General features: G+C 69.3%; 21 protein-coding genes, 1 tRNA gene and 1 other RNA gene. 15 read left to right on the forward strand and 8 right to left on the reverse strand.

Translation table 11 applies throughout. From position 1 onward, the window contains the following. The first annotated feature begins 261 nt into the window (after positions 1–261). From AC4FS1_RS03770 to AC4FS1_RS03790, 5 genes are read left to right on the forward strand one after another with little or no spacing between them, the layout of a single operon-like run. The gene (locus tag AC4FS1_RS03770; RefSeq protein ID WP_491152775.1) at positions 262–1,329 is read left to right on the forward strand and encodes an Ldh family oxidoreductase; all 1,068 of its coding nucleotides are present in this window, start codon (positions 262–264) and stop codon (positions 1,327–1,329) included. Next, positions 1,326–2,681 (forward strand): MFS transporter, encoded by a 1,356-nt coding sequence (locus AC4FS1_RS03775; protein WP_491152776.1) that lies wholly within the window; start codon positions 1,326–1,328, stop codon positions 2,679–2,681. Before AC4FS1_RS03770 ends, AC4FS1_RS03775 begins: the two co-directional genes overlap by 4 nt. Next, on the forward strand, positions 2,678–4,036 hold the full coding sequence (locus AC4FS1_RS03780; protein ID WP_491152778.1) for a mannitol dehydrogenase family protein: 1,359 nt from the start codon (positions 2,678–2,680) through the stop codon (positions 4,034–4,036). Before AC4FS1_RS03775 ends, AC4FS1_RS03780 begins: the two co-directional genes overlap by 4 nt. Further along, positions 4,033–4,797 carry an SDR family NAD(P)-dependent oxidoreductase gene (locus AC4FS1_RS03785; RefSeq protein WP_491152780.1) on the forward strand — a complete coding sequence of 255 codons (765 nt, stop codon included), beginning with the start codon at positions 4,033–4,035 and terminating at the stop codon, positions 4,795–4,797. The genes AC4FS1_RS03780 and AC4FS1_RS03785 overlap by 4 nt, the downstream gene beginning before the upstream one ends. A 30-nt stretch (positions 4,798–4,827) precedes the next feature. Further along, positions 4,828–5,580, forward strand: coding sequence for an IclR family transcriptional regulator (locus AC4FS1_RS03790; protein WP_491152782.1), 753 nt, complete (start codon positions 4,828–4,830; stop codon positions 5,578–5,580). Positions 5,581–5,592: 12 nt separating this feature from the next. Here the strand turns inward: AC4FS1_RS03790 and AC4FS1_RS03795 are convergent, their stop codons facing one another. From AC4FS1_RS03795 to AC4FS1_RS03810, 4 genes are all read right to left on the reverse strand, one after another. Continuing rightward, on the reverse strand, positions 5,593–6,549 hold the full coding sequence (locus tag AC4FS1_RS03795) for a sugar kinase (RefSeq protein ID WP_491152783.1): 957 nt from the start codon (positions 6,547–6,549) through the stop codon (positions 5,593–5,595). After that, a complete protein-coding gene (locus tag AC4FS1_RS03800; RefSeq protein WP_491152785.1) occupies positions 6,546–7,169 on the reverse strand; it encodes a bifunctional 4-hydroxy-2-oxoglutarate aldolase/2-dehydro-3-deoxy-phosphogluconate aldolase in 624 nt (207 codons plus the stop codon). The genes AC4FS1_RS03795 and AC4FS1_RS03800 overlap by 4 nt, the downstream gene beginning before the upstream one ends. A 120-nt stretch (positions 7,170–7,289) precedes the next feature. Next, positions 7,290–7,362, reverse strand: a tRNA-Val gene (locus tag AC4FS1_RS03805). A 1,003-nt stretch (positions 7,363–8,365) separates the two neighbouring features. Beyond that, entirely contained in the window at positions 8,366–9,931 is a 1,566-nt protein-coding gene (locus AC4FS1_RS03810) for a deoxyguanosinetriphosphate triphosphohydrolase family protein (protein ID WP_491152786.1), read from the reverse strand. 127 nt (positions 9,932–10,058) lie between these two features. On the opposite strand from AC4FS1_RS03810, the gene AC4FS1_RS03815 reads away from it, so the two are divergent. From AC4FS1_RS03815 to rnpB, 4 genes are all read left to right on the forward strand, one after another. Continuing rightward, positions 10,059–10,790, forward strand: a complete 732-nt coding sequence (locus AC4FS1_RS03815; RefSeq protein WP_491152788.1) for a zinc ribbon domain-containing protein — start codon at positions 10,059–10,061, stop codon at positions 10,788–10,790. Continuing rightward, positions 10,787–11,227, forward strand: coding sequence for a reverse transcriptase-like protein (locus tag AC4FS1_RS03820; protein WP_491152789.1), 441 nt, complete (start codon positions 10,787–10,789; stop codon positions 11,225–11,227). Before AC4FS1_RS03815 ends, AC4FS1_RS03820 begins: the two co-directional genes overlap by 4 nt. Beyond that, on the forward strand, positions 11,214–12,929 hold the full coding sequence (locus AC4FS1_RS03825; RefSeq protein ID WP_491152791.1) for a bifunctional 3'-5' exonuclease/DNA polymerase: 1,716 nt from the start codon (positions 11,214–11,216) through the stop codon (positions 12,927–12,929). The genes AC4FS1_RS03820 and AC4FS1_RS03825 overlap by 14 nt, the downstream gene beginning before the upstream one ends. 40 nt (positions 12,930–12,969) lie before the next feature. Then, an RNA gene (rnpB, locus tag AC4FS1_RS03830) (RNase P RNA component class A) lies at positions 12,970–13,352 on the forward strand. Between the two features lie 6 nt (positions 13,353–13,358). Here the strand turns inward: rnpB and ppgK are convergent. Continuing rightward, the gene (ppgK, locus tag AC4FS1_RS03835; protein ID WP_491152793.1) at positions 13,359–14,153 is read right to left on the reverse strand and encodes a polyphosphate--glucose phosphotransferase; all 795 of its coding nucleotides are present in this window, start codon (positions 14,151–14,153) and stop codon (positions 13,359–13,361) included. Between the two features lie 91 nt (positions 14,154–14,244). Here ppgK and AC4FS1_RS03840 point away from each other — a divergent pair, with 91 nt between their 5' ends. From AC4FS1_RS03840 to AC4FS1_RS03855, 4 genes are read left to right on the forward strand one after another with little or no spacing between them, the layout of a single operon-like run. Continuing rightward, a complete protein-coding gene (locus AC4FS1_RS03840) occupies positions 14,245–14,454 on the forward strand; it encodes an SPOR domain-containing protein (RefSeq protein WP_491152795.1) in 210 nt (69 codons plus the stop codon). Between the two features lie 20 nt (positions 14,455–14,474). After that, on the forward strand, positions 14,475–15,815 hold the full coding sequence (locus tag AC4FS1_RS03845) for a glutamine synthetase family protein (RefSeq protein ID WP_491152797.1): 1,341 nt from the start codon (positions 14,475–14,477) through the stop codon (positions 15,813–15,815). A 13-nt stretch (positions 15,816–15,828) separates the two neighbouring features. After that, positions 15,829–18,825: a bifunctional [glutamine synthetase] adenylyltransferase/[glutamine synthetase]-adenylyl-L-tyrosine phosphorylase gene (locus AC4FS1_RS03850; RefSeq protein WP_491152799.1), complete on the forward strand. Its 2,997-nt coding sequence runs from the start codon at positions 15,829–15,831 to the stop codon at positions 18,823–18,825. Continuing rightward, entirely contained in the window at positions 18,818–19,801 is a 984-nt protein-coding gene (locus tag AC4FS1_RS03855) for an epimerase (protein ID WP_491152801.1), read from the forward strand. Before AC4FS1_RS03850 ends, AC4FS1_RS03855 begins: the two co-directional genes overlap by 8 nt. 160 nt (positions 19,802–19,961) lie before the next feature. Here AC4FS1_RS03855 and glnA read toward each other — a convergent pair whose 3' ends face one another. Further along, the gene (gene glnA / locus AC4FS1_RS03860) at positions 19,962–21,386 is read right to left on the reverse strand and encodes a type I glutamate--ammonia ligase (RefSeq protein WP_491152803.1); all 1,425 of its coding nucleotides are present in this window, start codon (positions 21,384–21,386) and stop codon (positions 19,962–19,964) included. Positions 21,387–21,522: 136 nt separating this feature from the next. Here glnA and AC4FS1_RS03865 point away from each other — a divergent pair, with 136 nt between their 5' ends. Next, positions 21,523–21,924, forward strand: coding sequence for an RDD family protein (locus AC4FS1_RS03865; RefSeq protein WP_491152805.1), 402 nt, complete (start codon positions 21,523–21,525; stop codon positions 21,922–21,924). A 59-nt stretch (positions 21,925–21,983) separates the two neighbouring features. On the opposite strand, the gene AC4FS1_RS03870 is transcribed toward AC4FS1_RS03865, so the two are convergent. Beyond that, entirely contained in the window at positions 21,984–22,694 is a 711-nt protein-coding gene (locus tag AC4FS1_RS03870) for a DUF4191 domain-containing protein (RefSeq protein ID WP_491152806.1), read from the reverse strand. A 122-nt stretch (positions 22,695–22,816) separates the two neighbouring features. Here AC4FS1_RS03870 and AC4FS1_RS03875 point away from each other — a divergent pair, with 122 nt between their 5' ends. Then, complete coding sequence (locus AC4FS1_RS03875) at positions 22,817–24,088, forward strand: hypothetical protein (RefSeq protein ID WP_491152807.1); 1,272 nt, start codon at positions 22,817–22,819, stop codon at positions 24,086–24,088. Here AC4FS1_RS03875 and sucB read toward each other — a convergent pair whose 3' ends face one another. After that, positions 24,089–25,939 (reverse strand): 2-oxoglutarate dehydrogenase, E2 component, dihydrolipoamide succinyltransferase, encoded by a 1,851-nt coding sequence (gene sucB, locus AC4FS1_RS03880; protein ID WP_491152808.1) that lies wholly within the window; start codon positions 25,937–25,939, stop codon positions 24,089–24,091. Positions 25,940–25,950 lie beyond the last annotated feature (11 nt).

Raw genomic sequence — 25,950 nt, forward strand, 5'->3', positions numbered from 1 at the left:
TCGTGCCAGGGAATCGCCAACGGTGCGTGCAAAGCGTTGTCCGCTCCGCACAACGCACCACCCACCAGCCTAGCGAGTGACACCACGGTCGGAGGCTTCTGGAGTGCATCCGCCCGCATCGCGGTCCGCGAAACGACGCATGATACCGCCGGGGGATCCCTCTTTACCTGTCGCGCGTGGGGCGGTAACGTCTGTGTCGGGATGGAACCGCGTTCTGTTCCACGGAACTTTCGCCACCGATCGAATGACGAGGACGTCGACGTGATCAACGACGCAGTGACCCTGAGCGCCGAAAGGCTGCAGGATTGGGCGACGAACCTCCTCCAGTCGCTCGGCGCGCCGGCCGACACCGCGGAGACGGTAGCGCAATCGCTCGTCGAAGCCGACCTCCGCGGCCACGACTCGCACGGGGTGCGTCGAATCGCCCCCTACGCGGACTTGATCAGACAGGGACGCCTCGATCCCGCGGCCGTCCCCGTCGTCGCCGAGTCCCCGACGCCGGCCGTCGCCCGTATCGATGGTGCAAACGCGTTCGGCCAGTTGACCGCGCGCCTCGGCGCCGACGAAGCGGCTGCACGCGCCGCGCAGTTCGGCATCTCGACCGCCGTCCTCAGCCGGTGCCAGCACGTCGGCCGGCTCGGGGAGTACGTCGAACGGATGGCCGAGCGAGGCCTCGTCGGTTTCGCCATCGCCAACGCAGACCCCACCGTCGCGGCCTGGGGAGGTCGGACACGTCTGCTGGGGACCAACCCGCTCGCGTGGGCGGTCCCGGCGGCAGCGGGCACCGCCCCTGTCGTCGTCGACTTCGCCACCTCGGCGACCGCCGAGGGCAAACTCGCCGTCGCCGTGGCCAACGGGGCGTCGATCCCCGAGGGGCTCATCGTCGACCCGCAGGGCCGCGCCACCACCGACCCCCGTGATTTCTACGCCGGGGGCGCCCTCCTTCCGTTCGGCGGACACAAGGGCTACGGCCTCGGGCTCATCGCCGACATCGCCGCCGGGCTGCTGAGCCGGACGGGGAGCGGAAGTTCGTCCGCGTACGACGGCACGTTCGGAACCCTCCTGATCGCGATCGACGTAGCGGCTTTCGTCGATGTCGACGAATTCTCGGCCGAGGTCGAAGCGCTGCGCGAGCGCGTACACGGGTCCGAGCCCGCCGAAGGCTCGCAGGGCATCCTGATGCCCGGTGAGCCGGAATGGAACACCCGTCGCCAGCGCCTCGCGTCCGGAATATCGGTCGCGCCCGGCACCGTCCAGGCCCTGGACCGCCTGGCCACCGAACAGAACGTCCCATCCCTGTCCACCCTCAACGAGGAGAACCGAGCATGAGCTCTTCCCACGCCAGCAATGATGCTGCGACCGCGCCGCAGACCACACCGACCAGCCCACGCGACCTCCGTCGCGTGGTGTTCGGATCCGTCGTCGGCACCGCACTCGAGTGGTACGACTTCTTCATCTACGGCACGGCGTCGGCCCTGGTCTTCGCGCCCCTGTTCTTCCCCGACAGCGAACCCGCCATCGGCGCCATCCTCGCCTTCGCCACTTTCGGCGTCGGTTTCGTGTTCCGTCCGCTGGGCGGCATCTTCTTCGGTCACATCGGTGACCGGATCGGCCGCCGGGCGACGCTCGTGATCACCACCCTCGTGATGGGCGTCTCCACCGGCATCATCGGACTGCTTCCCACCTTCGAATCCGTGGGCCTGCTCGCGCCACTGCTGCTCGTGCTCCTCCGCGTGGCGCAGGGTCTCGGCGCCGGCGCGGAGTTCGGCGGAGCATCCACTCTGCTCGCCGAACACGCCCCCCAGGCCCGGCGCGGATTCTTCACCTCCTTCGCTCAGACGGGTGTGCAGATCGGTCTTCTCCTCGGCACCGTCGTGTTCCTCATCGTCGGCATGCTGCCCGACGACGTGCTGCTGTCGTGGGGTTGGCGGATTCCGTTCCTGTTCAGCTTCGCTCTCATCGGGGTCGCGCTGTACGTCCGACTGCGCGTAGAGGAGTCGCCCATCTTCCTGGAGATGCGCAAGACCCAGAAGATGGTCAAGCTGCCGGTCCTCGACGCCGTGCGCCGCTACCCGAAGAACATGCTCATCGGTATCGGCGCCCACATCGCCGACACCGCGCTGGTCTACCTGTGCGCAACCTTCGTCGTGAGCTACGTCACGGGAACCCTCGGTCTGCCGCGGTCGACCGCTCTGACCGGCGTCATCATCTTCTCCGTCATCGTCATCGTGCTGCAGCCCATCTACGGAGCTCTTTCGGACCGCATCGGTCGGAAACCGCTCAACCTGTTCAGCGTCATCTTCACCGCCGCGTTCGCCTTCCCGTTCTGGCTCATGATCGACACCGGGCAGCCCGTGCTCATCTGGATCGCCCTGGTCCTCGCCACCTCGCTGGGACTGGCGCCGATGATCGCGGTGCAGCCGGCGTTCTATGCCGAGCTGTTCGGTGCGCGGGTGCGCTACTCGGGGTTCGCGACGTCACGAGAGATCGGCGCCGCCCTGGCCGGGTTCACCCCGCTCGTCGCCGCGGGACTCCAGGCGCAGCTCGGAGGCGAGCCCTGGCTGATCGCCGGCCTGTTCGTCATCCTCTCCCTCGTGTCGTTCGTGGCCTTCGCCGCGGCGAAGGAGGGCAAGGACATCGACATCGAGGACCTCGGACCGGGCGACCCGCAGGGGCGATGACCGCCTCTCGGACGCAGGTCCACCTCGGGGCGGGCGCCTTCGCCCGCGCCCACACCTGGCTGGGCACCGCTCGCGCGCAGCGCGAGGGCGACGCGGACGGCTGGGGAGTGGTGGCAGTCGCGCAGCGATCCGATCGAGTGGTCGGATCGCTGCGCGACAACCAGTGGGCGTACACGGTGGTGGAAGGCGACGCCCGAGGAGTCACCGCAGAACGCGTGGAGGTCGTGACCGGAGGTATCGTCGCCCGGCGGGAACCGGACGCGCTCCTGCGCGCCCTCGCCGACGAACGCACCGAGGTCATCACGATCACCGCCACCGAAGCCGCGTACCCACACACAGCTGCGGGTCGCCTCGACCGGGCACTCGTCGCCGACGACCTCGGGGATGGCGGCATGCGGAGCATCATCGGGCAGGTGGTGGCCACCGCACGCGAACGCGAACGCACGGGTGCAGGCGCTGCGACCTTCGTCGTTTGCGACAACATCCTCAACGGGGGAGACGTGCTCCGCACCCTCGCCCTCGAGTTCGCCGGGGCGCGCGGCGAGTCGGGCGCGGAACGCTGGCTGGCGGAAAGCGCGGCCTTTCCGAATGCCGTCGTCGACAGGATCGTGCCGGCGCCCACGGAGGAGATCGTCCGGGAGGCGCAGGAGGCCACCGGCGCCGAGGATGCCGCGCTCGTGGCGACCGAGCCCTTCTTCCGCTGGGTTCTCCAGGACGACTTCGCCGCGGCGCGGCCGCGATGGGAACGCGCCGGAGCGCTTTTCGTCGACGACGTCGCTCCCTGGCAGGCGGTCAAGCTGAACCTGGTCAACGCGCCGCACTCGCTGCTCGCCTACCTGGGTCTCCTGGTCGGGCACACCAACACGTACGCGGCGGTACAGGACTCTGTGCTCCGCCGCGGCCTCGAGGCCGCCTTCGCAGAGGACCTCGTTCCCGCGATCCCCGAGGCACCAGGCATTTCACCCATCGCCGAAGCCGAGTCCTCGATCCGGCGATTCGCCAACCCCCGGATCGACCACCGCCTGGACCAGATCGCCGCCGGGGGTGCCCAGAAGCTGGCGCAACGTCTGGTGTCCCCGCTCGGATACGCATCCGCGCACGGTCGCGACGGGGAATGGCTGGCCCTCTGCCTCGCCGCGTGGGCCGACTGCAGCGCCCGTGGACTGGTTGAAGAGCCCGCTCTGCGCCCCGAAGGGACTCGGCTGGATCAAGCGCGGACGATCGTGGGTGCGGCCGGCCTGGGACATGTTGCTCCGGATACGTTCGTGGCGGCAGTGGCGGACAGGCGAGACACTCTTGCGCGGCGAGGCGCACACGCCGCGGTGAGGGAACTGTTCGAGAGAGGAGCGTCATGACGGAAGACACGGAACGAGTCGCGGTCATCACTGGAGGGGCAACGGGAATCGGCGCGGCGATCGCCGAGAACCTGCGTGCCTCCGGCGTCAATCGCTTGGTCATCACGTACAACGGCTCCGCCGACGCGGCCCAGGAGACCGTCGACCGGCTCAAGAGCGCGGGAGCACAGGTCATCGCCGTCCGGACGGATGTGCGCGACGACGCCCAGGTGCGTGCCCTCGCGAAGCGCTGCGAGGAGGAGTTCGGACGCTGCGATGTGCTCGTCAACAACGCCGGCACCACGCGGTGGATCCCCCTGGCCGACCTCGACGCGCTCGATGAGGACACCTGGAACGAGCTCTTCAGCGTCAACGTGGTGGCGGCCTTCCGCACCGCTCGGGCGTTCGCCGGACTGCTCAAGGACAGCCGAGGCGTGATCATCAACGTCGCCTCGATCTCGGCATACCGGGGCATCGGGTCTTCGATCCCGTACGGCGTGAGCAAGGCCGCGCTGGTTCAGCTCACCCGCACGCTGGCCGCCACCCTCGGCCCCGAGATCCGGGTCAATTCGGTCTCACCGGGCACCATATCGACGCGGTGGCAGCTCGATCACCACGGCGACGCGTTCGCGGAACTGGCTGCGCGCGAACGCGCGGTGGCCCCCCTGGCGCGCACGCTGGGCCCGGACGACGTCGCCGAAGCGGTCGCAGGTCTCATCGGGGCGCGGGGTGTCACCGGGGTCGATGTCATCGTCGACGGAGGGAAGCACATAACGTACTGACGTCGCTCTAGAGTGACGGGGGAGGCCGAAGTGGACGAAGAGCAGCGCGGCAACGCGACCTCGAAGGTACTCGCCGTACTCGATGCCCTGGGCGACCACCGGCGTTTCGCTGATCTCGTACACACCACGGGTCTGCCGAAATCCAGTGTGCACCGCATCCTCCAGGACCTCGTGCGGTCCGGTTTCTGCACCGTCGATGATGCCGGCGGTTACCTCCCGGGGCCGAAACTCATGGGGCTGGCGGGCCGGGTGTTCGGTCGCCTCGACACCCTCTCCGGCGCAGATCCCGCCCTGGACCGACTGCGCGCTCGAACGGGGGCCACCGTGCATCTCGCGGTGCTCGCGGGCGATGAGGCGATATATGTGCGCAAGCTCGAGGCCAGCAAGCCGTACCGGATGGCATCGCGCATCGGCATGTCGCTACCGCTTCACTGCACCGCCATCGGCAAGGCACTCCTCGCGGGGGCTCCCCGCGAGGACGCCCTCGCGATCGTGAAACGTACCGGCCAGCTCGCGCGGACGCCCAACACGCGCACCACTCTGGAGGCGCTTTCCGCCGACCTCGATGCCTCGGCGCGCCGAGGATGGGCCCTCGATGATGAGGAGAATGAGGTCGGCGTGGTGTGCGTGGCGGCTGCCGTCCGCGACGCCACGGGGCGGGTGGTCGCGGCCGTGAGCGTCTCGCAACTCGTGAGCGACCTCGAGGAGATGCCGCCCGAAGTGGCCGGACCCCTCGTGGCTCAGACCGCGCGTGAAGTCTCCGCGAGCATCGGCTGGTCCTGACCCGAACGTTCGCTACGCGCGGGCGGGGTCGTTCACGCCGGCCGCATGATTCTGCGTCTCGGCGAGCGTCGGAAGGTATCCGGTTCCCCCCTGGCCGCGCAGCGACAGCGCGGCAGCCGCGCCGGCGAGCGTGATGGCCGAGGCATCCAGAGGACCACGTGACAGGCACGCGGCAAGGGTTCCCGCGAAGACATCCCCCGCCCCTGTGGCGTCGACGATGATCGGAGCAGCCGACGGCGGGATGCGGCTCACGTCGGTTCCGTCGTGGAAGAGCACGCCGGCCGCACCCTGGGTCACGCACACGTTCGCGGCTCCCCACTCGAGTGACCGCTCGGCGGCGACGAGGGGATCGTCCGTATCGAGAAGGGCGCTGCTGTCGGTGGGGCACGACGGGAGAACGAGGTGGCAGTGGGGCGCGATGGCACGGAACGCGTTTCGCGCCTCCTCGGCGCTGGTCAGGCGCCGCCGGAAGTTCGGGTCGTAGATGACCAGGCCGCCGACTTCGGAAACCTCGTTCACCGCCCGGAGGACGGTTGCCGCCGCGGACTCGGAGATGGCCATCGTGATGCCGCTGACGAGCAGCACCTTCACCTCGGACGGCGTGATCCGGTCCAGGTCTGCGGGCGTCAGGTGGGATGCGGCCGACCCGGCCCGCAGATAGACGAAGTCGCGGGTGCCGTCGGGGTCTGCCCCGACGAGGTACGCGCCGGTGTGCTCCGCTCCGACGCTCACGTGCCGGGTGTCGATGTTCAACTCGCCGAGGTTGCGCCGCAGCCGACGGCCGACCTCGTCGTCTCCCACGCGGGTGAGAAGGGCCGTGCGTGCCCCGGCGGCGGCAGCGGCAGCCGCGGAATTCAGGGCATCGCCGGAGAACGACAGGGAGAAGGTCTCGGCGGTGTCCAGCGGCGCGGAGGCGGAGAGCTCGACGAGCGGCTCACCGAGAACGAGTACGTCGATGGCGTCGGTCATCGCTGCACCAGCCCCGCCACCGCCTGCGGATCATCGGCGAGTCGGGCGATGAGCGCCGAGCCGACTCCGACGGCCACGGCACCGGCAGACAGCCACTCGTCGATGTCGTCCAGCTCGATCCCACCGGTCGGGACGATCCGCGCCCCGGGAACCACCGCGAGCACGCTCCGGAGGTAAGCCGGTCCGCCCACGTGTGCGGGGAAGAGCTTGGCCATCCCTCCGCTCAGCGCCGCCGCGAGTTCGGTCGGTGTGAAGCCCCCTTCGATGAACGGGACGTCCCGCGCCGACGCGATCTCGCGAACCTCGGGCGCCAACCGCGGAGACACCAGGAAGTCCGCGCCGGAGTCGAGGGCCATGGACGCCGTCTCGGCATCCACGACAGTGCCCACACCCAGGAGCACGTCGAGCGAGCGAAGCTCGTCCAGGGCGACCCGCCAGTCTCGGGTCGTGGCCGTGAGTTCGATCGTCTGCAGCCCGGCGTCGGCCAGAAGGCGCGCATGGGCGATCGCCTGGGTCGCGTCGGCGGTGCGAAGCACCGGAAGCAGGGGCGACGTCGCCCACGCAGCTTCCAGCGCCGCAAACACGTCAGTTCCGCCACGCGGGATGTCGTATCGTTCCACGAAACCAGCCTACTTCTGGCACGCGCGCGTGTCGATGGCGCGTCGCGTGAGCGGTGGGGAACGGCGGGAGGCGCGCGTGGGTGAGGCGCGATGCGCCGCGGCCAGCGCGGCGCGAGTGTGTGGGCCCTGCCGGGATCGAACCGACGACATCCACGGTGTAAACGTGGCGCTCTACCAGCTGAGCTAAAGGCCCCTCCTCAGCAGTTTAGGTGCGGGCCCTCGAGAACGTCGATTCGCGCCCCGGAGGACCGAATCGACGCCATCCGCCCTCCGCAGTGCACATCTCCTCCCGAGGCGCTCGGCACCACCCTGCCCCGCCGCCGGATCCCTCGGCATCGCCCGCCGCTGCATCCCCGCGCGTTACCCCACACCCCGAACCGTTCGGGAGGAGATGGCGCTTCGGGAGGGCCGAATCGGCACTATCCCGCCTCCGCAGTGCACATCTCCTCCGGAAACGCCCGGGCACAACCCGGAACCCGCCGCCGCATCCCTCCGCATCGCCGGACACCCCGGACCGTTCGGGAGGAGATGGCGCTTCGGGAGGGCCGAGCCGGCGCCATCCTCCCTCCGCAGTGCACATCTCCTCCCGAAACGCCCCAGCACGGCCCCCAAACGCCCCGGCACAACCCCGAAACGCCCCAGCACAGCCCCGAAACGCCCCGGCACACCCCGACCCGCCGCCGCATCCCTCCGCATCGCCCGCACCCCCGAACCGTTCGGGAGGAGATGGCGCTTCGGGAGGGCCGAATCGGCACCATCCCCCCTCCGCAGTGCACATCTCCTCCCGAACCGCCCGGGCACAACCCCGAAACGCCCCGGCACAGCCCGACCCGCCGCCTCGTCCCTCCGCATCGCCCGTAACCCCGCACCGCTCCGGAGGAGATGGCGCTTCGGGAGGACCGAATCGGCACTATCCCCCCTCCGCAGTGCACATCCCCTCCGGAAACGCCCGGGCACAACCCGGGACCCGCCGCAGCGTCCCTCCGCATCGCCCGCCGCTGCATCCCCGCGTGTTAACCCCGGACCCCCGAACCGTTCGGGAGGAGATGGCGCTTCGGGAGGACCGAATCGGCGCCATCCCGCCTCCGCAGTGCACATCTCCTCCCGAAACGCCCGGGCACAACCCCGGACTGGCCGCCCCGCGTGTTCCCGCCCGCCCGCACTCGCCGCGAGGCCGGAGGCGGCGGGTGCCGCGGTCAGAGGCCTTGCCCGAGCGACCACAACCGGTCCGTACGGCCCGAGATGGCCTCCGAGAACGCTGTCGCCTGGGCATCGGTGAGGGACGCGACGTAGTCGAGGATGCCCCGCGCCTGTGCCAGGCGGTGCAGTTCGTTTCCGGTGGTGGGGGAGTGCTCGCCGTCGCGGGAGCGCTCGTACCCCTGGTGGGCAAGCTCGATCAGCTCCCGCAGTCGCCGAGGCGTGCGGTCCCGATCGCGAGCGTCTTCCAGCCACTCGACGAGCGCATGGACGGAACGGGTGAGCACCCGACCCAGTCCGCGCTGGTAGATCGTGAGGTCGGGCCTGCTGAGGACGAAATGCTTGTGCACGAACTTCAGAACCTCGACGTGGTGCCACGCGGCGGGGGACAAGCGCACCGGGCCCGAGCGCGCGTCATCGGCGGTGCTCGTCACCACGGAGATCTCCAGGGCGCGGATCCATCGATCGGTGAAGGTCGCGAGTTGACGCTCCGCCGTGAGGGAGCCGTCGAACGGCCGGGCCAGAAGTTCCTCGACCAGCTCGGTGTGCACCGTCGCGACGGCCTCGTGGAAAGCGTCGTCCTCGGCGATCCACGCGTCGTCGCGCCGCATCTTGCGTCGCAGTCGCTCGAGCGCCGCCCCGTGGGCGGAATCGCTGCGGAGGTCACTCGCCTCGCGCCGCCCCCACTCGTGGGGCGCGGCCAACCAGGCATCGAACTCGGCGGCGATCGGCGCGTGATTGAGGATCCCGGCGCGATAGAAGTCGTCGACGTCATGCACGGAATACGCGATGTCGTCGGCGATGTCCATCACCGCGCCCTCCACCGACTGCCGGAGCGGCGCGATTGCCAGGAAGGAGCGTGCCTGGTCCAGATCGGCCGCGTCGATGTCGTAAGCGGAGTACTTGAAGACCCTCACGCCGCCGTCCGAGTCGCGCCGCATGCCCCGCGGCAGGCCGCGGTCCTCCCGCTCCTGGCCGGGCGCCACCGCCGTCCACGGGTACTTCGCGGTGGCGGCTCGCACGGCCGCCGTGAGATTGAGGCCCTGGGGAACCTGCTCCGTGACATCCAGGGCCGTCAGGATGCGGTAGGTCTGGGCATTGCCTTCGAAGCCGTCGTGAAGTCCCAGCTCCTCCCGCGCCACCCGGTTGAGCACTGATTCACCCAGGTGGCCGAACGGAGGATGACCGAGATCGTGCGCGTGGGCCGCGGATTCCACCACGGTGACGTCACAGACCTCTGACCCATCCGTTCGGCGGGAACGGTCGTTGAGGTGCAGCGCCACCGCGCGAGCGATCGCGCTGACCTTCAGGGTGTGCGTGAGGCGATTGTGCACCGGGGCTCCGGAAATCGACGGCGACACGACCTGGGTGACCGCCGACAGGCGGGAGAAGTACGGAGAGAACTGGATGCGCTGCAGGTCGAGCGCGAACGGCTCGGTGACCTGGCGGCCGCTCTCCGGGTGCAGCCGCCCTACGCTGTGCGCATCCTGCCGCCCGGTTTCTTCCTGTCGCCCGTCACGGGGCAGGTCGCGAGGGGAGGCGGGCGACGCGGTGTCTGACGTCATGGCCCGCAGTGTACCCAGTGACGGTCATGCCGCGGTGAACGCGTGGCACTGTCGGCGGCGGGTGCCGTTGCGCTCTCGCGAACGGAGGCGGCCGTCCGCTGGCACGCGTCGGAGGTAGGTTGGTCGGGTGAATGCCGACCCTGCAGACCAGCGCCGACTGCTCGACCTCGCCGACCTCGACGTGCGGATTCGCCGTGTCGAGGCCGCGCGTACCAACCCACCGCAGGCCTCGCGCGTGCAGGAGTTGCTCACGCAGCGGACGACGCAGACGCAGGAGCTGAGCCGGCTGTCGGGGCTCCGCGAAGATCTCCGGGCGGAGCTCGCGCGCATCGAGTCCGATGTCGCCGTGGTGGATGCCCGCGCCGAGCGCGACGCGCAGCGGCTCACGACGAGCGCCAACGCCAAAGAGGCGCAGGGCCTGGAACACGAACTCGCCTCGCTGGCGCGCCGCAAGAGCGATCTGGAAGACGCCGAACTGGCGATCATGGAGCGTCTGGATACCGTCGACAGCGAGGTGGCCTCGCAGGAGGCGCTCGTTGCGGCGACCAACGACGAAGGCACCCGGCTGAGCGCAGAGGCCAAGGCGGCTGTCGCCGATGCCACGCGCGATCTCGAAGCGGCGCAGCGCGATCGAGCGGCGATCGCCGGCTCCGTGGCGGCGGATCTCCTCGCCCTGTACGACCGGATCGCCGCACGCGGAACAGCGGCAGGCCTCCTTCACCGCGGCACCTGCGAAGCGTGCCGGATGGTGTTGTCGGGCACGGATCTCAACGCGGTCCGTCAGGCGGCCGCCGATGCGGTGGTGACCTGCCCCGAGTGCGGTGCCATCCTCGTCCGCACGGAGGAGTCAGGTCTGTGACCACCCTCGTCGTCGAAGCCGACGGGGGATCGCGCGGCAACCCGGGTGTCGCCGGCGGTGGCGCGGTGGTGATCGACGACTCCGGAGCCGTCGTGACGGAGCTGGGCGTGTATGTCGGAATCGCCAGCAACAACGTCGCCGAATACAACGGCCTGCTCGCGGGACTCCGCGCCGCTTACGAGCGCGATCCAGAGGCGGTCGTGCACGTGCGCATGGACTCGAAGCTCGTCGTCGAGCAGATGACGGGCCGCTGGAAGGTGAAGCATCCCGACATGCAGCAGCTGGTCCGGGAGGCGCAGGCGATCATCGCGGGTCGTCCCGTGACTTTCGAATGGGTTCCACGGCTGTCCAACTCCCGCGCCGACAAGGCGGCGAATGAGGCGATGGACCGCCGCGAGGGTTTCCGGCGCGACCTCGACCCGCATGGACGAGACTGAGCCCACCTGGATCGTCCTCGCCCGTGCGAGCAACGGGGTCGTGGCGGTGGAGCTGGACGGGGACGGCCGAGAACGCCGACGGACCGACCTCACAGTCGCGGAGCTCGTGCCGTGGGTCGCGCAGCGGGAGGAGGCGTATGCGCCGCGCTGGGTGTGGAACGACACACCGAGGTGGTACGACGAACTCCTGGCGGCGGGGGTCCGGGTCTCCCGCGCGCACGACCTGCGGCTGTCGCATGCTCTTCTGCGGGATGCGGATGCCGTGGCCGACGATGCCGGGTTGCGGGCGGCGAGCACGTGGGATGCGGCCGGCGGCGAGCACGGACGTGGGGAACCCGCGCTGTTCGAGCTGGCCGACCCTGGCGGAGGGGTGCCCGAGGACGCTGCGGAGTCGCTAGCGGAGTTCGCCCGGCAGCGTACGGCGCTGGAGCGCGCGCGGACGCCCGGGCCACTGCGCCTCCTGGTGGCCGCTGAGTCCGCGGGCGCGCTGCTGGCGTGCGAGCTCCGCGCAGCGGGCCTCCCCTGGGAAGCCGCCGCGCACGACGAGATCCTGCGGGGGATGCTGGGGGAGCGAGGGCCTGGCGGAGTTCCGAGCGAACTCGACCGTCGCGCTGCCGAAGTGCGCGCGGCCCTGGGCGATCCGACGGCGAGCCTGGACTCGCAGCCGAAGCTGCTGCGCGCCCTGCACCGCGCCGGGGTCCTCGTGGAGTCGACCAGTCGTTGGGAGCTCCAGCGTCACCGGCATCCCGTCGTCGAACCACTGATCGAGTACAAGCGGCTCATGCGCCTGTACACGGCCAACGGGTGGGCGTGGCTCGCGGAGTGGGTGCATGACGGTCGATTCCGCCCGGTCTACGTGCCGGCGGGGGTCGTCACCGGGCGATGGGCCTCGTCCGGCGGCGGGGCACTGCAGATCCCGAGACAGCTGCGCGCCGCCGTCCGCGCCGATCCCGGCTGGTGCTTCGTCATCGCCGACGTGGCCCAGCTCGAACCCCGCATCCTGGCCGCCATGGCACGAGACACCGCTCTCGCGGAGGCGGCGCGCGGTCGTGACCTCTACGCGGGGATCGTGGCCCAGGGCGCCCTGGAATCCCGCGCCGAGGCGAAGGTGGCGCTCCTCGGTGCGATGTACGGGGCCACGAGCGGCGACGGAGGCCGTCTGGTCCCACGCCTGCGGAAGGCGTTTCCGCGCGCTATGCGACTGGTGGATGACGCCGCTCGCACGGGCGAGGAGGGCCACACCGTGTCCACATGGCTCGGAAGGACGTCGCCCCAGCCGGGGGCGCGATGGGCACAGCTCCAGTCGCGCGCGAGCGATGCCGACGCCTCGGACGTCGATCAGACCCACGCCCGCCGGTCGGCGCGCGACCGCGGCCGGTTCACGAGGAACTTCGTGGTTCAGGGCACAGCTGCGGAGTGGGCGCTCGCCTGGCTGGCCGACCTCCGCAGCCGGCTCACAGCGCTACCGGAGGTGACGGCGGACCAGTCCGCGCCGCGCTCCGGACCGGCCTTCGCACGCCGGCCGCACGTCGCGTTCTACCTGCACGACGAGATCATCGTGCATACGCCGGTGGTGCATGCCGATGCCGTCGCCGCGTCGGTGCAGGAGTCCGCAGCATCCGCCGGGCGTCTGCTGTTCGGGGACTTCCCGGTGGATTTCCTCCTTGACCTGCGGATCGTGGACCATGCCGGCAAGGAGTGAGGCCGCGTTCAGCGCACCCCGCTACACTCGGCGGTGCGAATGGGTCGGCTGGACGGTCGCGTAGCGGGATTCCCGCGCCGAGGAACGTCCGGGCTCCACAGGGCAGGACGGTGGGTAACACCCACCCGGAGCAATCCGCGAGACAGTGCCACAGAGAGCAGACCGCCGCACCCGACCCCGAGCTTGTCGAAGGGTCGGGAGCGGTAAGGGTGAAAGGGTGGTGTAAGAGACCACCGGGATCGCGGTGACGCGATTCGCAAGGTAAACCTCGTCCGGAGCAAGGCCAGACAGGGGATGTTGACGCGGCTCGCCGAGTCCCCGGGTAGGCCGCTGGAGCGGCACGGCAACGTGTCGCCGAGAGAGATGACCGTCGACGGGGCTTCGGCCCCCGAACAGAACCCGGCGTACAGGCCGGCCCATTCGCCTCCGCTACTCGTTGACCGCGGGCAGCGCCTCCGGTACGGCCAGGCCGAGTGCGGCGGCCCCGATGATCCCTGCGTTGTTGCGGTGCACCGCGGGGATGATGGGGGCCTTCAACTTCAGCAAATCCAGGAACTGATCCGCGTGCTTGGAGACCCCGCCCCCCACGATGATCAGATCGGGACTGAAGAGGAACTCCACGTAGTCGTAGTACCACTGCAGGCGCGCGGCCCACTTCGCCCACGACAGGCTCTCCCGCTCCATGGCGGAGTAGGCCGCGTAGCCCTCGGCGTCCCGTTTGTGGTTCGCCCGTTGCAGGTGACCCAACTCGCTGTTGGGGATGAGGACGCCGTCGTAGATCATCGCGGAGCCGATGCCTGTGCCCAGCGTCGTGAGGATCACCAGACCCTCGACCCCCTTCGCCGCGCCGAAGCGCACCTCGGCGATGCCGGCGACATCGGCGTCGTTGGCGAAATGGATGTCGCGGCCCAGGCCGTCTTCGAAGAATTTCTCGGCTTCGAAGCCGATCCACTTCTCCGACACGTTCGCGGCCGACATCGTCCGCCCGTTCTTCACGATGGCGGGGAAGGCCACGCCGAGCGCAAGAGAGTCGTCGCCGGCGACGCCGAGCCGGTCGAGAACCTCTGTGACGGCGGCCAGGACATCCTTCGGCTCCGCACCGGCGGGCGTGGGCACCTTGATCCGGTCACTGACGAGGGCACCCGCCTCCAGGTCGACGACACCTGCTTTGATGCCGGTTCCTCCGATGTCGACTCCCACCGCGCGGGACGTGTTCGTTGCCATGCGCCCAGCCTATCCAGGCTCGGGGCCGGGGTCAGTAGGATCGATGGAGGTGCCCGGCCGGTCAGGGCGCACGCGAACGCAGGGAGTCATTGTGAGCGCCGATAGCGAGAAGTACTGGTACAACCTCACGACCGGTTCGGTCGAGCGCGGCTTCGCGTCTCCGGCCGTTGACCGGGCCGGCCCCTTCGACACCGCCGAAGAGGCCGCGCGGGCACCAGAGATCTTCAAGGAGCGCTCGCGTGCGTGGTCGGAGGACGAAGCTCGCGATGACAATTGGGGCGGCGAAGGATCCCGGAAGTAAACCGGGAACGAGGGGGAAGCATGGACAAGCAGCGCGACTTCGTACTGCGCACGATCGAGGAGCGCGGCGTGAAGTTCGTGCGCCTGTGGTTCACGGATGTCATCGGGACGCTCAAGTCTGTCGCGATTGCGCCGGCTGAAGTCGAAGGCGCCTTCGCAGAGGGACTCGGCTTCGACGGATCGGCCATCGAGGGCCTGACCCGCTCGTACGAGTCGGATCTGCTCGCACATCCCGATCCCACGACGTTCCAGACGTTGCCCTGGCGCGGCGAGATCGACCCGACGGCGCGGATGTTCTGCGACATCACGACGCCCGACGGGGCGCCTGCCGTCGCCGACCCGCGGCACGTGCTCAAGCGCACTCTCGCCAAGGCCGCCGACGCCGGGTTCACGTTCTACACCCATCCCGAGATCGAGTTCTACCTGCTCAAGTCCTCCGCACCCGGCCCGGACGGGCGGCCAGAACCGGTGGACTCCGCGGGGTACTTCGACAATGTGCCCGGCGGCACGGCCCACGACTTCCGCCGCCGGTCCGTGCGGATGCTGGAAGACCTGGGCATTTCGGTGGAATACAGCCACCACGAAGGCGGCCCCGGCCAGAACGAGATCGACCTGCGTTACGCCGATGCGCTGACCACCGCGGACAACATCATGACCTTCCGCACGGTGATCAAGGAGGTGGCGATCGAGCAGGGCGTGTACGCGACGTTCATGCCCAAGCCGCTGAGCGGACAGCCCGGAAGCGGGATGCACACGCATATGTCGCTGTTCGAAGGCGACCTGAACGCGTTCTACGAAGAGGGCGCCCAGTACCAGCTCTCCAAGGTCGGCCGGCACTTCATCGCAGGACTTCTGCGCCACGCCAACGAGATCTCGGCCGTCACCAATCAGTTCGTCAACTCCTACAAGCGACTGTGGGGCGGCGACGAGGCCCCGAGCTTCATCTGCTGGGGTCACAACAACCGGTCGGCCCTCGTGCGGGTGCCCCTGTACAAGCCGAACAAGGGACAGTCGTCGCGTGTCGAGTACCGCGCTCTCGATTCCGCGGCGAACCCTTACCTGGCCTACGCGCTCATGCTCTCGGCAGGCCTGAAGGGCATCGAGGAGGAGTATGAGCTCCCCGCCGAGGCGGAGGACAACGTGTGGTCGCTGACCGACGCGGAACGCCGCGCGCTCGGCTACGCACCGCTCCCGCAGAGCCTCGACCACGCGCTGGGGTACATGGAGGAGTCGGAGCTGGTCGCCGAGACGCTCGGCGAGCAGGTCTTCAACTACGTCCTGCTGAACAAGCGTCGCGAATGGCAGCAGTACCGCTCCCAGGTCACACCCTTCGAGCTCCGCAGCAACCTCGAGATGCTCTGATCCGGCGCCGGCGATGACGTCGGGAGAACGCAGCGGCTCGCTCACGGCGCTCGCGCGCCGTGGGTTCACGCGCCTGGAAGCGGCAGACGACCTCCTCACCGAGCTGTCCGATGCGATCGGTCTGCCCGCCGATACCCTCGCTGATCACGCTTCACTCGGGGCAGACCCCGACGACGGACTGAATGCCGTCGTGCGCATCGCGCGACGCGACGCCGGTGCCGTCAAGGCGCTCGCTACCGACGAACTCGGCTGGTCCGCGCTGTGGCGGCTGGTCGGTGCGTCCAGCGGCTTCGGCGAGTTCTTCCAGCGCCACCCCGACGAGCTGGCGAACCTCCACGGCGCCGGCGAGGACCTTCCCGATGAGGAGAAGCTCCGCGCCGCGATGCTCGAGGCGGTGGGTGCCGCGGACGGATTCGCGGCCTCCGGCGCGGATGACTCCTGGGTCCTCCTGCGTGTCGCCTACCGCCGGGTGCTGGCGCGGATCGCGGCTTTCGATCTCGCGCAGGACGACCCCGCCGACGTCGTCGCTCAGGTTTCGGCGCGCCTGGCCGACGCCGCCGGCGCCGCGTTGGAGGCGTCGCTGGCCGTCGCACGCGCTCGCGTGTCGGGGATCGGCTGCTCACCGGTGTTGTTTCCCCGCGAGGAGGTCGCGCCCACCCAGCTCGCGATCATCGCCATGGGAAAGGCCGGGGCGCGCGAGCTCAACTACGTCAGCGACGTGGACGTCATCTTCGTCGGCGGCACGGCAGACGCAGACCTCGTGACCGAGGCGCGCGCCATTGATATCGCCACACGCTTGGCGGTCCAGACCATGCGCGGCATCTCCGGCCCGGAGATCGAGCCCGCGCTGTGGGAAGTCGATCCGAATCTCCGGCCGGAGGGCAAGCAGGGCGCGTTGGTACGGTCGCTGGCATCCCACCTGTCTTATTACGACCGGTGGGCGCAGAGTTGGGAGTTCCAGGCGCTCCTGAAGGCGCGAGCCATCGCCGGCGACCCCGCACTGGGCGGAGAGTACGTCGAAGCCGTGCAGCGGAAGATCTGGACGAGCGCCGCGCGGGAGAACTTCGTCGACAGTGTGCAACGGATGCGCGAGCGCGTCACCGAGCACATCCCGCCGGACGAGGTGGCTCGTCAGGTGAAACTCGGCCCCGGTGGCATCCGGGACGTGGAGTTCACGGTGCAGCTCCTGCAGCTGGTGCACGGACTGACGGATGACCGCATCCGCCAGCGCGGCACCCTCGAGGCCCTCGATGCGCTCGAAGCCGAGGGGTACATCGGTCGCTCGGACGCCAGCGCCTTCGCGCGTGATTACCGGGTCCTCCGGGTCATCGAGCATCGCCTCCAGCTCCGCGCCCTGCGCCGCACCCACCTCATGCCGACGAAACCCGAGAACCTCCGCGTCCTCGCTCGGGCGACCCGCATCGCCGATACCGGCGCCGGCATCCAGGAGGCGTGGGAGGGCATCAAACGCGAAGTCCGCGACATCCATGTGCGGCTGTTCTATCGTCCGCTCCTCAGCGCTGTGGCGGGCCTGGGTGAAGACGAGCGCATGCTGTCGACCGAGCAGGCCCACGACCGTCTGGCGGCCATCGGGTTCCGTGACCCGGCCGGGGCGCTCCGTCACATCGCCGCCCTCACGAGCGGCCTGAGTCGGAAAGCCACGATCCAGCGGCACCTCATGCCGATCATGATCCGGTGGTTCGCCGAAGGCGTCGACCCGGACTACGGTCTCCTCGCCTTCCGCCGGATCAGCGAGCGGCTGGGCAACACACCCTGGTTCCTCCGGATGCTGCGCGACTCCTCCGGCGCGGCTGAGAGCCTCACCCGCCTCTTGTCGGGGTCGCGCTACGTCGGCGAATTGATGGAGTGGATCCCGGAATCGGCGGCGTGGCTCGACGGCGACGCGTTGCTGCGTCCCCGCACGGGGATGGCGCTTCAGGCGGAGGCTCGCGCCATCCAGACGAGGCACACCTCGATCGAAGACGCCATGCGCTCGGTGCGCACCCTGCGGCGCCGGGAAATGCTGCGCACGGCCATGGCGGCCGTGCTCGGTGTGCTGACGATCGACGAGCTGGCCGGGGCGCTCACGACGATCACGGAGACGACGATCCAGGCGACGCTCCGTGCGGTACGACGCGAGGTCGTGCCGCCGGAAGACGAGGCGCTCGATTTCTCGGTGATCGCGATGGGACGGTTCGGCGGCCGCGAACTCGGGTTCGGTTCCGATGCCGATGTGATGTACGTCTACCGCGCGAACGGGGTGGACCCGCAGCGTGCACACGAACTGTCGCTGCAGTTGGTCGCCGGCCTGCGCCGGTACTCCGAGGACCACCGCCTGCCGCTCGACCTCGACGCCGGGCTGCGCCCCGAAGGACGGAACGGCCCCGTCGCGCGGTCGCTCGAGGCGTACGCGGAGTACTACCGCCGCTGGTCGCTGTCGTGGGAGGCCCAGGCGCTCCTCCGCGCGCGGGGAGTGGCCGGCAGCGTCAAGCTCATCGCCGCGTTCACCGAGCTCGCCGACGAGGTGCGATATCCGGCGCAGGTCGACCCCCACGGGTTGCGGGAGATCAAGCGCATCAAGGCGCGTGTGGAGAACGAGCGCCTCCCTCAAGGCGCCGACCCGGCGCGCCACTTGAAGCTGGGCCCGGGGTCGCTCAGCGATGTGGAATGGCTCGTGCAGATCCTCCAGCTCCAGCACGCCGCCGCCGTCCCCGGTCTGAGGACCACCTCCACACTCGACGCGCTCGAGGCGGCCCGAGAAGCCGGGTTCGTCGGCGATGTCGACGCCTCCAGACTCAGGGAGGCGTGGCGCCTGGCCAGCCGCCTGCGGTCGGCGGCGACCCTGCTGTCGTGGCAGACCAGCGACGTGCTGCCTACCGACCGCACCAAGCTCGACGGCATCGGCCGCATCCTGGAGTACCCGCCCCGCTCCGCGACGCGCGTCGAGGAGGACTACCTCGCCGCCACCCGTCGGGCCCGCCGAGTGTTCGAGAAGCTCTTCTATGGATGATGTGAGCCCCCGCACGGCCGTGATCGCGGGCGCCAGCGGCTTCGTCGGAAGCGCCTTGACCCGGTCCCTCTCCTCGCAGGGCTTCGCCGTACGGACGATCGGGCGGTCCGGGGACGCCGTGTGGGGCGACGCGGCCGGGGTCCGCCGGCTCGTCGACGGCGCGGACGTGCTCATCAACCTGGCGGGGAAGTCGGTCAACTGCCGGTACACCGACGCCAACCGGGACGAGATCCTGCGGTCGCGCATGGAAACCACACGTCAACTGCGCGAGGCGGTGGAATCGGCTGCGCGGCCACCTCGGGTGTGGCTGAACGCGTCCACGGCGACGATCTACCGTCACGCGATGGACCGGCCGAACACGGAGAACCACGGCGATCTGGGCAGCGGGTTCTCAGTCGACGTCGCTCGAGCCTGGGAAGAGGAATTCTTCGCCGGCGACCTGCCGACGACGCGCCGGGTCGCGCTGCGGATGGCCATCGTGATCGGCGACGGACCGGCCACGCGCACGCTGTTGCGGCTCGCGCGGGTGGGGCTCGGCGGACCGCAGTTCGACGGATGGTGGTTCCCGCACCGGCGCTATCGCGGGATCGGTCCGCGCCCCACCGGGGGCAGCGCCCCCAGACACCGGACACGGGGTCGGCAGAAGTTCAGCTGGATCGATGTGGACGACGTCGTGGCGGCGGTCGACTTCCTCCTGGCCCGCGACGACATCTCCGGGCCGGTGAACCTCGCCAGCCCGCATCCGGTCGACAACCGTACGCTGATGCGCACCCTCCGCCGTGCCGTCCGGACGCCGATCGGTCTTCCGGCGTGGCGGTGGATGCTGGAGCCGGCCATGTGGGTGCTGCGCACGGAGCCGGAGCTCGTTCTCAAGAGCCGGTGGGTGCTGCCCGGAAAGCTGACGGAGGCGGGGTTCGTCTTCGGTCGGCCTGACCTCGAGGAGTCGCTCGCAACCGTGGTCTCGCGCCGGCCCTGACCGCGCCGACTGCACGGGTTCTCGCCCAACGCACGACGTCCCAACGTGATCAGGCCGTGCGCTCGACATCACGTCGTGCATTCGTCGCTGCGCAGTCGCAGCATCCCGGAAACGACGAAGGGGCCCCGGCGAACCGGAGCCCCTTCGCGCAGACCAGAACTCAGACGCCGAAGTACAGCTCGTACTCGAACGGGTGCGGGCGCTGGGCGATCGGCTGGATCTCGTTCTCGATCTTGTACTCGATCCAGGTCTCGATGAGCTCCTCGGTGAAGACGCCACCGGCGAGCAGGAACTCGTGGTCGGCGCGCAGCGCCTCGAGCGAGTCGAGCAGCGAGTTCGGAACCTGCGGGATGTTCTTGGCCTCTTCGGCGGGCAGCTCGTAGAGGTCCTTGTCGACGGGCTCGTGCGGCTCGATGCGGTTGTTGATGCCGTCGATGCCGGCCATGAGCTGAGCGGCGAACGCGAGGTACGGGTTGCCCGACGCGTCGGGTGCCCGGAACTCGATGCGCTTGGCCTTCGGGTTGGAGCCGGTGATCGGGATGCGGATGGCCGCCGAGCGGTTACCGGCCGAGTACACCAGGTTCACCGGAGCTTCGAAGCCCTTCACCAGGCGGTGGTAGCTGTTCAGCGTCGGGTTCGTGAAGGCCAGGATGGCCGGCGCGTGGGCGAGGATGCCGCCGATGTACCAGCGCGCGACGTCGGACAGGCCGCCGTAGCCGGTCTCGTCGTAGAACAGCGGCTTGCCGTCGTTCCACAGCGACTGGTGCGTGTGCATGCCCGAGCCGTTGTCGCCGAAGAGCGGCTTGGGCATGAAGGTCGCGACCTTGCCCCACTCGAGCGCCGTGTTCTTGACGATGTACTTGAACTTCAGGATGTCATCGGCGGCGTGCACCATCGTGTCGAAGCGGTAGTTGATCTCCGCCTGGCCGCCGGTGCCGACCTCGTGGTGCGCGCGCTCGAGAATGAGGCCCGCATCGATGAGCTTGAGGCTGATGTCGTCACGAAGGTCGGCCTGCTTGTCGACGGGGGAGACGGGGAAGTAGCCGCCCTTGTAAGGCGTCTTGTTGGCGAGGTTGCCGCCCTCTTCGGCGCGGCCGGTGTTCCAGGCCCCTTCCTCGGAGTCCACCGCGTAGAAGCTCGTGTTCTGCTTCACCTCGTAGCGGACGTCGTCGAAGATGTAGAACTCAGCCTCGGGCGCGAAGTAGGCGGTGTCGGCGATGCCGGTCGAGGCGAGGTACTTCTCGGCCTTCTTGGCGACCTGACGCGGGTCCTTGGAGTAGATCTCGCCGTTACGGGGGTTGTAGATGTCGAAGACCATGATGAGCGTCTTCGCCTCGCGGAACGGGTCGAGGTACGCGGTGGTGACATCCGGGATCAGCTGCATGTCCGACTCATGGATGTTCGCGAACCCGCGGATCGACGAGCCGTCGAAGAGCTGTCCGACCGTGAAGAAGTCCTCATCGACGGTGGCCGCGGGAATGTTGAAGTGCTGCTGCACGCCAGGGAGATCCGTGAATCGGATGTCGAGGAACTTGACGTCCTCGTCCTTGATGAACTTCAGCACCTCGGATGAATCTTTGAACATGTGGAAGACTCCAGAGGTAGGGCATCGGGATTCGCCGGCCTGCCAGGGCTGGCCCCTCGAACCTACCCAGGAGGCATTGCCCGGCAGTGTCTCTCATGTTTCCGGCATGTTACGCGTGCCTGATTAGGCTGAGGTAATGCCCGACGCTACACCCGCAGAACGTTATCCCGGTGAGCGATTGGGGCTGCCGGCGCAGGGGAGGGGCAGCATCGCCACCCTGGGCCGCCGTGTGGGGGCGATCATCCTCGACTGGGCGTGCGCAGTGGTGATCTCGATCGCGTTCTTCGCGTACGACGCCCTCGCCACCACGGTGATCTTCGCGCTCGTGCAGATCCTCTTCATCCCGACGATCGGCGGAAGCCCCGGTCACCGGGTGTTCGGGATGCGGTTGCAGCGCGTGACCGGAGGCTGGACCGGCTTGTGGCGGCCGATCGTGCGGACGGTGTTGCTCGCGCTGGTGATTCCCGCGGTGATCTGGGATGCGGACAATCGCGGCCTCCACGACAGGGCGGCCGGCACGGTCCTCGTTCGCGCCTGACCCTTCGACGCGCTCAGGGCCGCGATGGTGCGGGAGTCAGCGGGCTGGTGGTGCGGGAGTCAGCGGGGCCGCGGCGCGCGGACCTTGGTGGGATCGACGCCCTTCGGAATGGGCAGCGACGTCACCGACTGCGATATCGAGTCGACACGCTTGATGACAGCGGCCATCGTGGCCCGGTCGATCTTCTTCGGCAGCGCCTTGATGGTCGACGCGAGCTTGCCGATGGGGACCTCATCGTTGCCGTGCCCGACGTAGAACACGTGCACGGGGACACCCGACGCCACCCGCTGTACCTTCGAGCGCTCATCGTTCATGAGCCGCGTGAGGCGGCCGCGCGCGCCTTCGCCGACGATGACGACACCTCCGCGACCGATCGCGCGGTACACCGCCTCCTGCGTACGCGGGTTGACACCCACCGGCATCTCGGATGCGCTCCAGTTGCGGCCGAGCCCCGTGGACAGCACGTGACCGGCGGCACCGGGCATCCCGTCGATCTTCTTGTACATGGCCTTGGTCGACAGACGGGTCATCGTGATCATCGCCGCCAGGATGCCGGCCATCAGGCCCGTGACGCCCCACAGGATGACACTCCACACCGCGACGGGCGGGATGAGGAAGCCGATGCCGATACCGAGAGCGATACCGGCGAGAAGGATCCCGATGAGGGCGAACGGGAGCCATCGGTAAGCCTCGCGTGTGAACCGGAAAAGGGTACGAAGCTGCGAGAAGAAGCCAGGGCGCTTCTCGGGTGCGGAACTGCGAGCGGCCATAACGGGATTCTACCTTCCGGCGCCCCGGGCGTCCGTCCTCCACAACCGGCGTCCTGATGGCTCTTTCCCCTGATTCCGTGCCACGGCGCCACCACCGGCGCGTCCGCGCACAGGATCAAGGCGTGCGAGCGCTTCCGGTTCCTTCCGCCTACACCGCCTATCCGGCCATCCGCGCCGTCGGTCCCCCCGATGCGCCGTTCGAGGGCGTGCTTGCTCGCGGCGCCGGCGATGGCACGGTCCTGCTGGTCGATCGGAACCTGCTTCAGGACTGGCCGGCGTGGCGCGCACCGGGCGACAGCCACATGCTCGCCCCGCTCGATGTCGTGCGACGGAAAGACGGGCACGACATCGTGCTTCCGGCCGTGGCCGACCGCCTCGACCGTCTGGTGGCCCGGCGGGGCGGTGCGGGCGCGCCGGTGTCGGACGGTGAGGCGCTCACGGTGGCCGTCAGCGTCCTGCGCGGGCTCGTGACGGCGCTCACCGAAGAGCTCGATGGCGAGACCGCGTCCTGGTGGGTCACAGTCGAAGGGAAGCCCGTGCTCGTCTGCGGTTCGGGCGAAAGCGACGCCGTTCGCGCGTCGCAAGAGCTCGTCGCCGGACTCGCGGAAACAGTCGCTGATCCAGGTCTGCGCGACGTCCTCGACGACTTCCGCGATGCTCTGACTCAGCCCCGCGTCCTTCCCCGTAACGCCGACAGGTGGGAGGACGCCTTATTCGCCGTCGTCGAGGCGGAACCCCTCATGACCGAGGTGATCGGTCCGGTGCGGCCTCCCACGATCCCGGCAGCGGACACGGTGGCCGGCGGAGAGCCGGAGGCGCTGCGCCGCGAGTGGTGGAGCAGCCTGGCCGTCGCCGCCGACTCGGGGCTCGCCGCCAGCGCGTTCGATCTCATGCATCGGATCCGCGTGCGAATGACGAGCCGTGGCAGGAAGGTCCGTCCGGTCGCGTGGGCCGCCGGCTTGGCCGCAGTGGTCCTGGTCGTGGGACTGAGTTGGCCGGAGCCGAGCGGGCCTCACGCTGCCCTCGGCGCCGAGAAGCCGGTTCCGTCCACCCCGGCATCCGCGTCGCCCGTCGCACCGGATGCGGAAGCGAGCACAGGGAGCGGTGACCAGCCGGCCGACGCCGCGGAGGCACTGCGCGGGCTGTTGGATGCGCGTGCCGCGTGTCCGGACGCGCCCTGCCGAGCTTTGGCTCAGGAGGATCAGGGCAAGACGCTGCCCCCGGGCGCCGTTGACGCCGAGCAACGGACGATCGCATTGCTTGACGACTTCGGCGGCCTTGCAGTCCTCCGGGTGGACGCTCCCGGGGAACTCTCCCAGTTCGTGACCGTGGTCACGACACCGGGGGGTTGGCGGATCCGCGACGCGTTCGACGTCGCGGATCCACCCGCCTGATCAGATGCCGAGGTTGTCCTGGAACTGTGCCGCCTCGAGGCGTGCCTTGACCGCGGAGAGGAACCGGGCGGCGTCCGCCCCGTCGATGACTCGGTGGTCGTAGGAAAGCGCGAGGAACACGTAGGAGCGAACCGAGATCGCGTCCTTACCGTCCACCGACACGACGCCGGGGCGCTTGACGACCGTTCCGGTGCCGAGGATCGCGGACTGAGGCAGGAACACCAGCGGGGTGTCGAACAACGCGCCGCGGGAGCCCGTGTTCGTGACCGTGAAGGTGCCGCCGGCCAACTCGTCCGGCTTGAGCTTGTTGTTCCGCGTGCGCGCCGCCAGATCTGCGATCTCGTGCGCGATCTGAGCGAGGTTCTTCCCACTGGCCTCACGCACCACGGGGGTCAACAGGCCCCGCTCCGTGTCGACCGCGATCGAGATGTTCTCCGACGGCGGGTAGACGATGGTCTCGCCGTCCACCGTGGCGTTGATCACGGGGTAGGCCTGCAGCGCCTCGGCGGCGGCCAGGACGAAGAACGGCAGGAACGACAGCTTGTCACCGGTCTTGGACTGGAAATCGCCCTTGACCTGATCGCGGTACGACGCGAGCTTCGTGACATCCACCTCGACGACAGTCGTCAGCTGAGCCGTGGCCTGCATGGATGCGACGGCACGCTCGGCGAGTACCTTCCGGAGGCGAGACATCGCCTGCGTCGTGCCGCGGAGCGGCGAGACCTCGAGCGGTGCGGGTGCCGCGGCGGCGGGCGCCGCGGGCTCCGGCGCCGGTGCCTGCGCCGCCTGCGCTGCCTGCTCGGCAGCCTTGAGCACGTCTTCCTTGCGGATGCGTCCACCGACACCGGTTCCGGTGATCTTCGACAAGTCGACGCCCTGCTGCTGTGCGAGTCGGCGCACGAGCGGGGTCACATACGTCACCTCGTCGTTCGACGCGGACAGCGACTCCGACGACGTCGACGGGGCCTGCGGGGCGGGAGTGGAGGCTCCGGGCGCGGGGGCGGGCTTCTCCGGTTCAGCCGGCTTGGACGGCTCCGCCGTCTTCTCCGGCTCGGCGGACTGAGCTGGGGCGGCTGCGGGCTCCGGCTGCGCCGCGGGCTCGTCAGCCTCTACGGGCTTGTCCACGGAAGGCGCCTCGGGCGCGGCTGCCGCAGCAGGAGCGGGAGCTGAGCCGCTGCCGATGCGTGCGAGGGCTGCCCCCACCGCCACCGTCTCGTCCTCGCCCACGAGGATCTCCTGCAGCACGCCGGCGACGGGGGAGGGGATTTCGGTGTCGACCTTGTCGGTCGAGATCTCCAGGAGCGGCTCATCGACGGCGACGTCGTCACCGACCTGCTTCAGCCAGCGGGTGACCGTGCCCTCCGTGACGCTCTCACCCAGTTCCGGCAGAACGACCTCTCGGCTCTCGCCACCATCCTGGGCAGCCGGCTCAGCGGCGGCCGGCTCGGCGGCGGGCTGCTCGGCGGGTGGGGCCTCCGCCGCCGGAGCCGGCTCTTCGGCGGAAGCGGGCTGCTCGGCGAGGGTGGACTCCTCCGCGGGAGCGGACTGCTCGGCCGGAGCCGACTCCGCCGCTGCTGCCTCGCTCGCGGGGGCATCGTCCGTGGACGCGCCCGAGCCGTCACCGATCTTCGCCAGCACGGCGCCGACCTCTACGGTCTCGTCCTCTTCGACCAGGATCTCTTCGATCACTCCGCTGACGGGCGACGGGATCTCGGTGTCGACCTTGTCGGTCGAGATCTCCAGCAGGCCCTCGTCCTCCTGGATCGTGTCACCGACCTTCTTGAGCCAGCGGGTGACCGTTCCCTCGGTAACGCTCTCTCCGAGCGCGGGGAGGACGACGGAAGTGCTCATGAGCTTGTCTC

It is taken from the genome of Microbacterium sp. Z12_35 (genome assembly GCF_058310475.1).

Excerpts from the sequence above, each read along its gene's own strand:
- AC4FS1_RS03775 (WP_491152776.1), top strand. The coding sequence starts at position 1,326 with ATGAGCTCTTCCCACGCCAGCAATGATGCTGCGACCGCGCCGCAGACC.
- AC4FS1_RS03780 (WP_491152778.1), top strand. The coding sequence starts at position 2,678 with ATGACCGCCTCTCGGACGCAGGTCCACCTCGGGGCGGGCGCCTTCGCC.
- AC4FS1_RS03785 (WP_491152780.1), top strand. The coding sequence starts at position 4,033 with ATGACGGAAGACACGGAACGAGTCGCGGTCATCACTGGAGGGGCAACG.
- AC4FS1_RS03795 (WP_491152783.1), bottom strand. The coding sequence starts at position 6,549 with ATGACCGACGCCATCGACGTACTCGTTCTCGGTGAGCCGCTCGTCGAG.
- AC4FS1_RS03810 (WP_491152786.1), bottom strand. The coding sequence starts at position 9,931 with ATGACGTCAGACACCGCGTCGCCCGCCTCCCCTCGCGACCTGCCCCGT.
- AC4FS1_RS03825 (WP_491152791.1), top strand. The coding sequence starts at position 11,214 with ATGGACGAGACTGAGCCCACCTGGATCGTCCTCGCCCGTGCGAGCAAC.
- ppgK (WP_491152793.1), bottom strand. The coding sequence starts at position 14,153 with ATGGCAACGAACACGTCCCGCGCGGTGGGAGTCGACATCGGAGGAACC.
- AC4FS1_RS03845 (WP_491152797.1), top strand. The coding sequence starts at position 14,475 with ATGGACAAGCAGCGCGACTTCGTACTGCGCACGATCGAGGAGCGCGGC.
- AC4FS1_RS03850 (WP_491152799.1), top strand. The coding sequence starts at position 15,829 with ATGACGTCGGGAGAACGCAGCGGCTCGCTCACGGCGCTCGCGCGCCGT.
- AC4FS1_RS03855 (WP_491152801.1), top strand. The coding sequence starts at position 18,818 with ATGGATGATGTGAGCCCCCGCACGGCCGTGATCGCGGGCGCCAGCGGC.
- glnA (WP_491152803.1), bottom strand. The coding sequence starts at position 21,386 with ATGTTCAAAGATTCATCCGAGGTGCTGAAGTTCATCAAGGACGAGGAC.
- AC4FS1_RS03865 (WP_491152805.1), top strand. The coding sequence starts at position 21,523 with ATGCCCGACGCTACACCCGCAGAACGTTATCCCGGTGAGCGATTGGGG.
- AC4FS1_RS03870 (WP_491152806.1), bottom strand. The coding sequence starts at position 22,694 with ATGGCCGCTCGCAGTTCCGCACCCGAGAAGCGCCCTGGCTTCTTCTCG.
- sucB (WP_491152808.1), bottom strand. The coding sequence starts at position 25,939 with ATGAGCACTTCCGTCGTCCTCCCCGCGCTCGGAGAGAGCGTTACCGAG.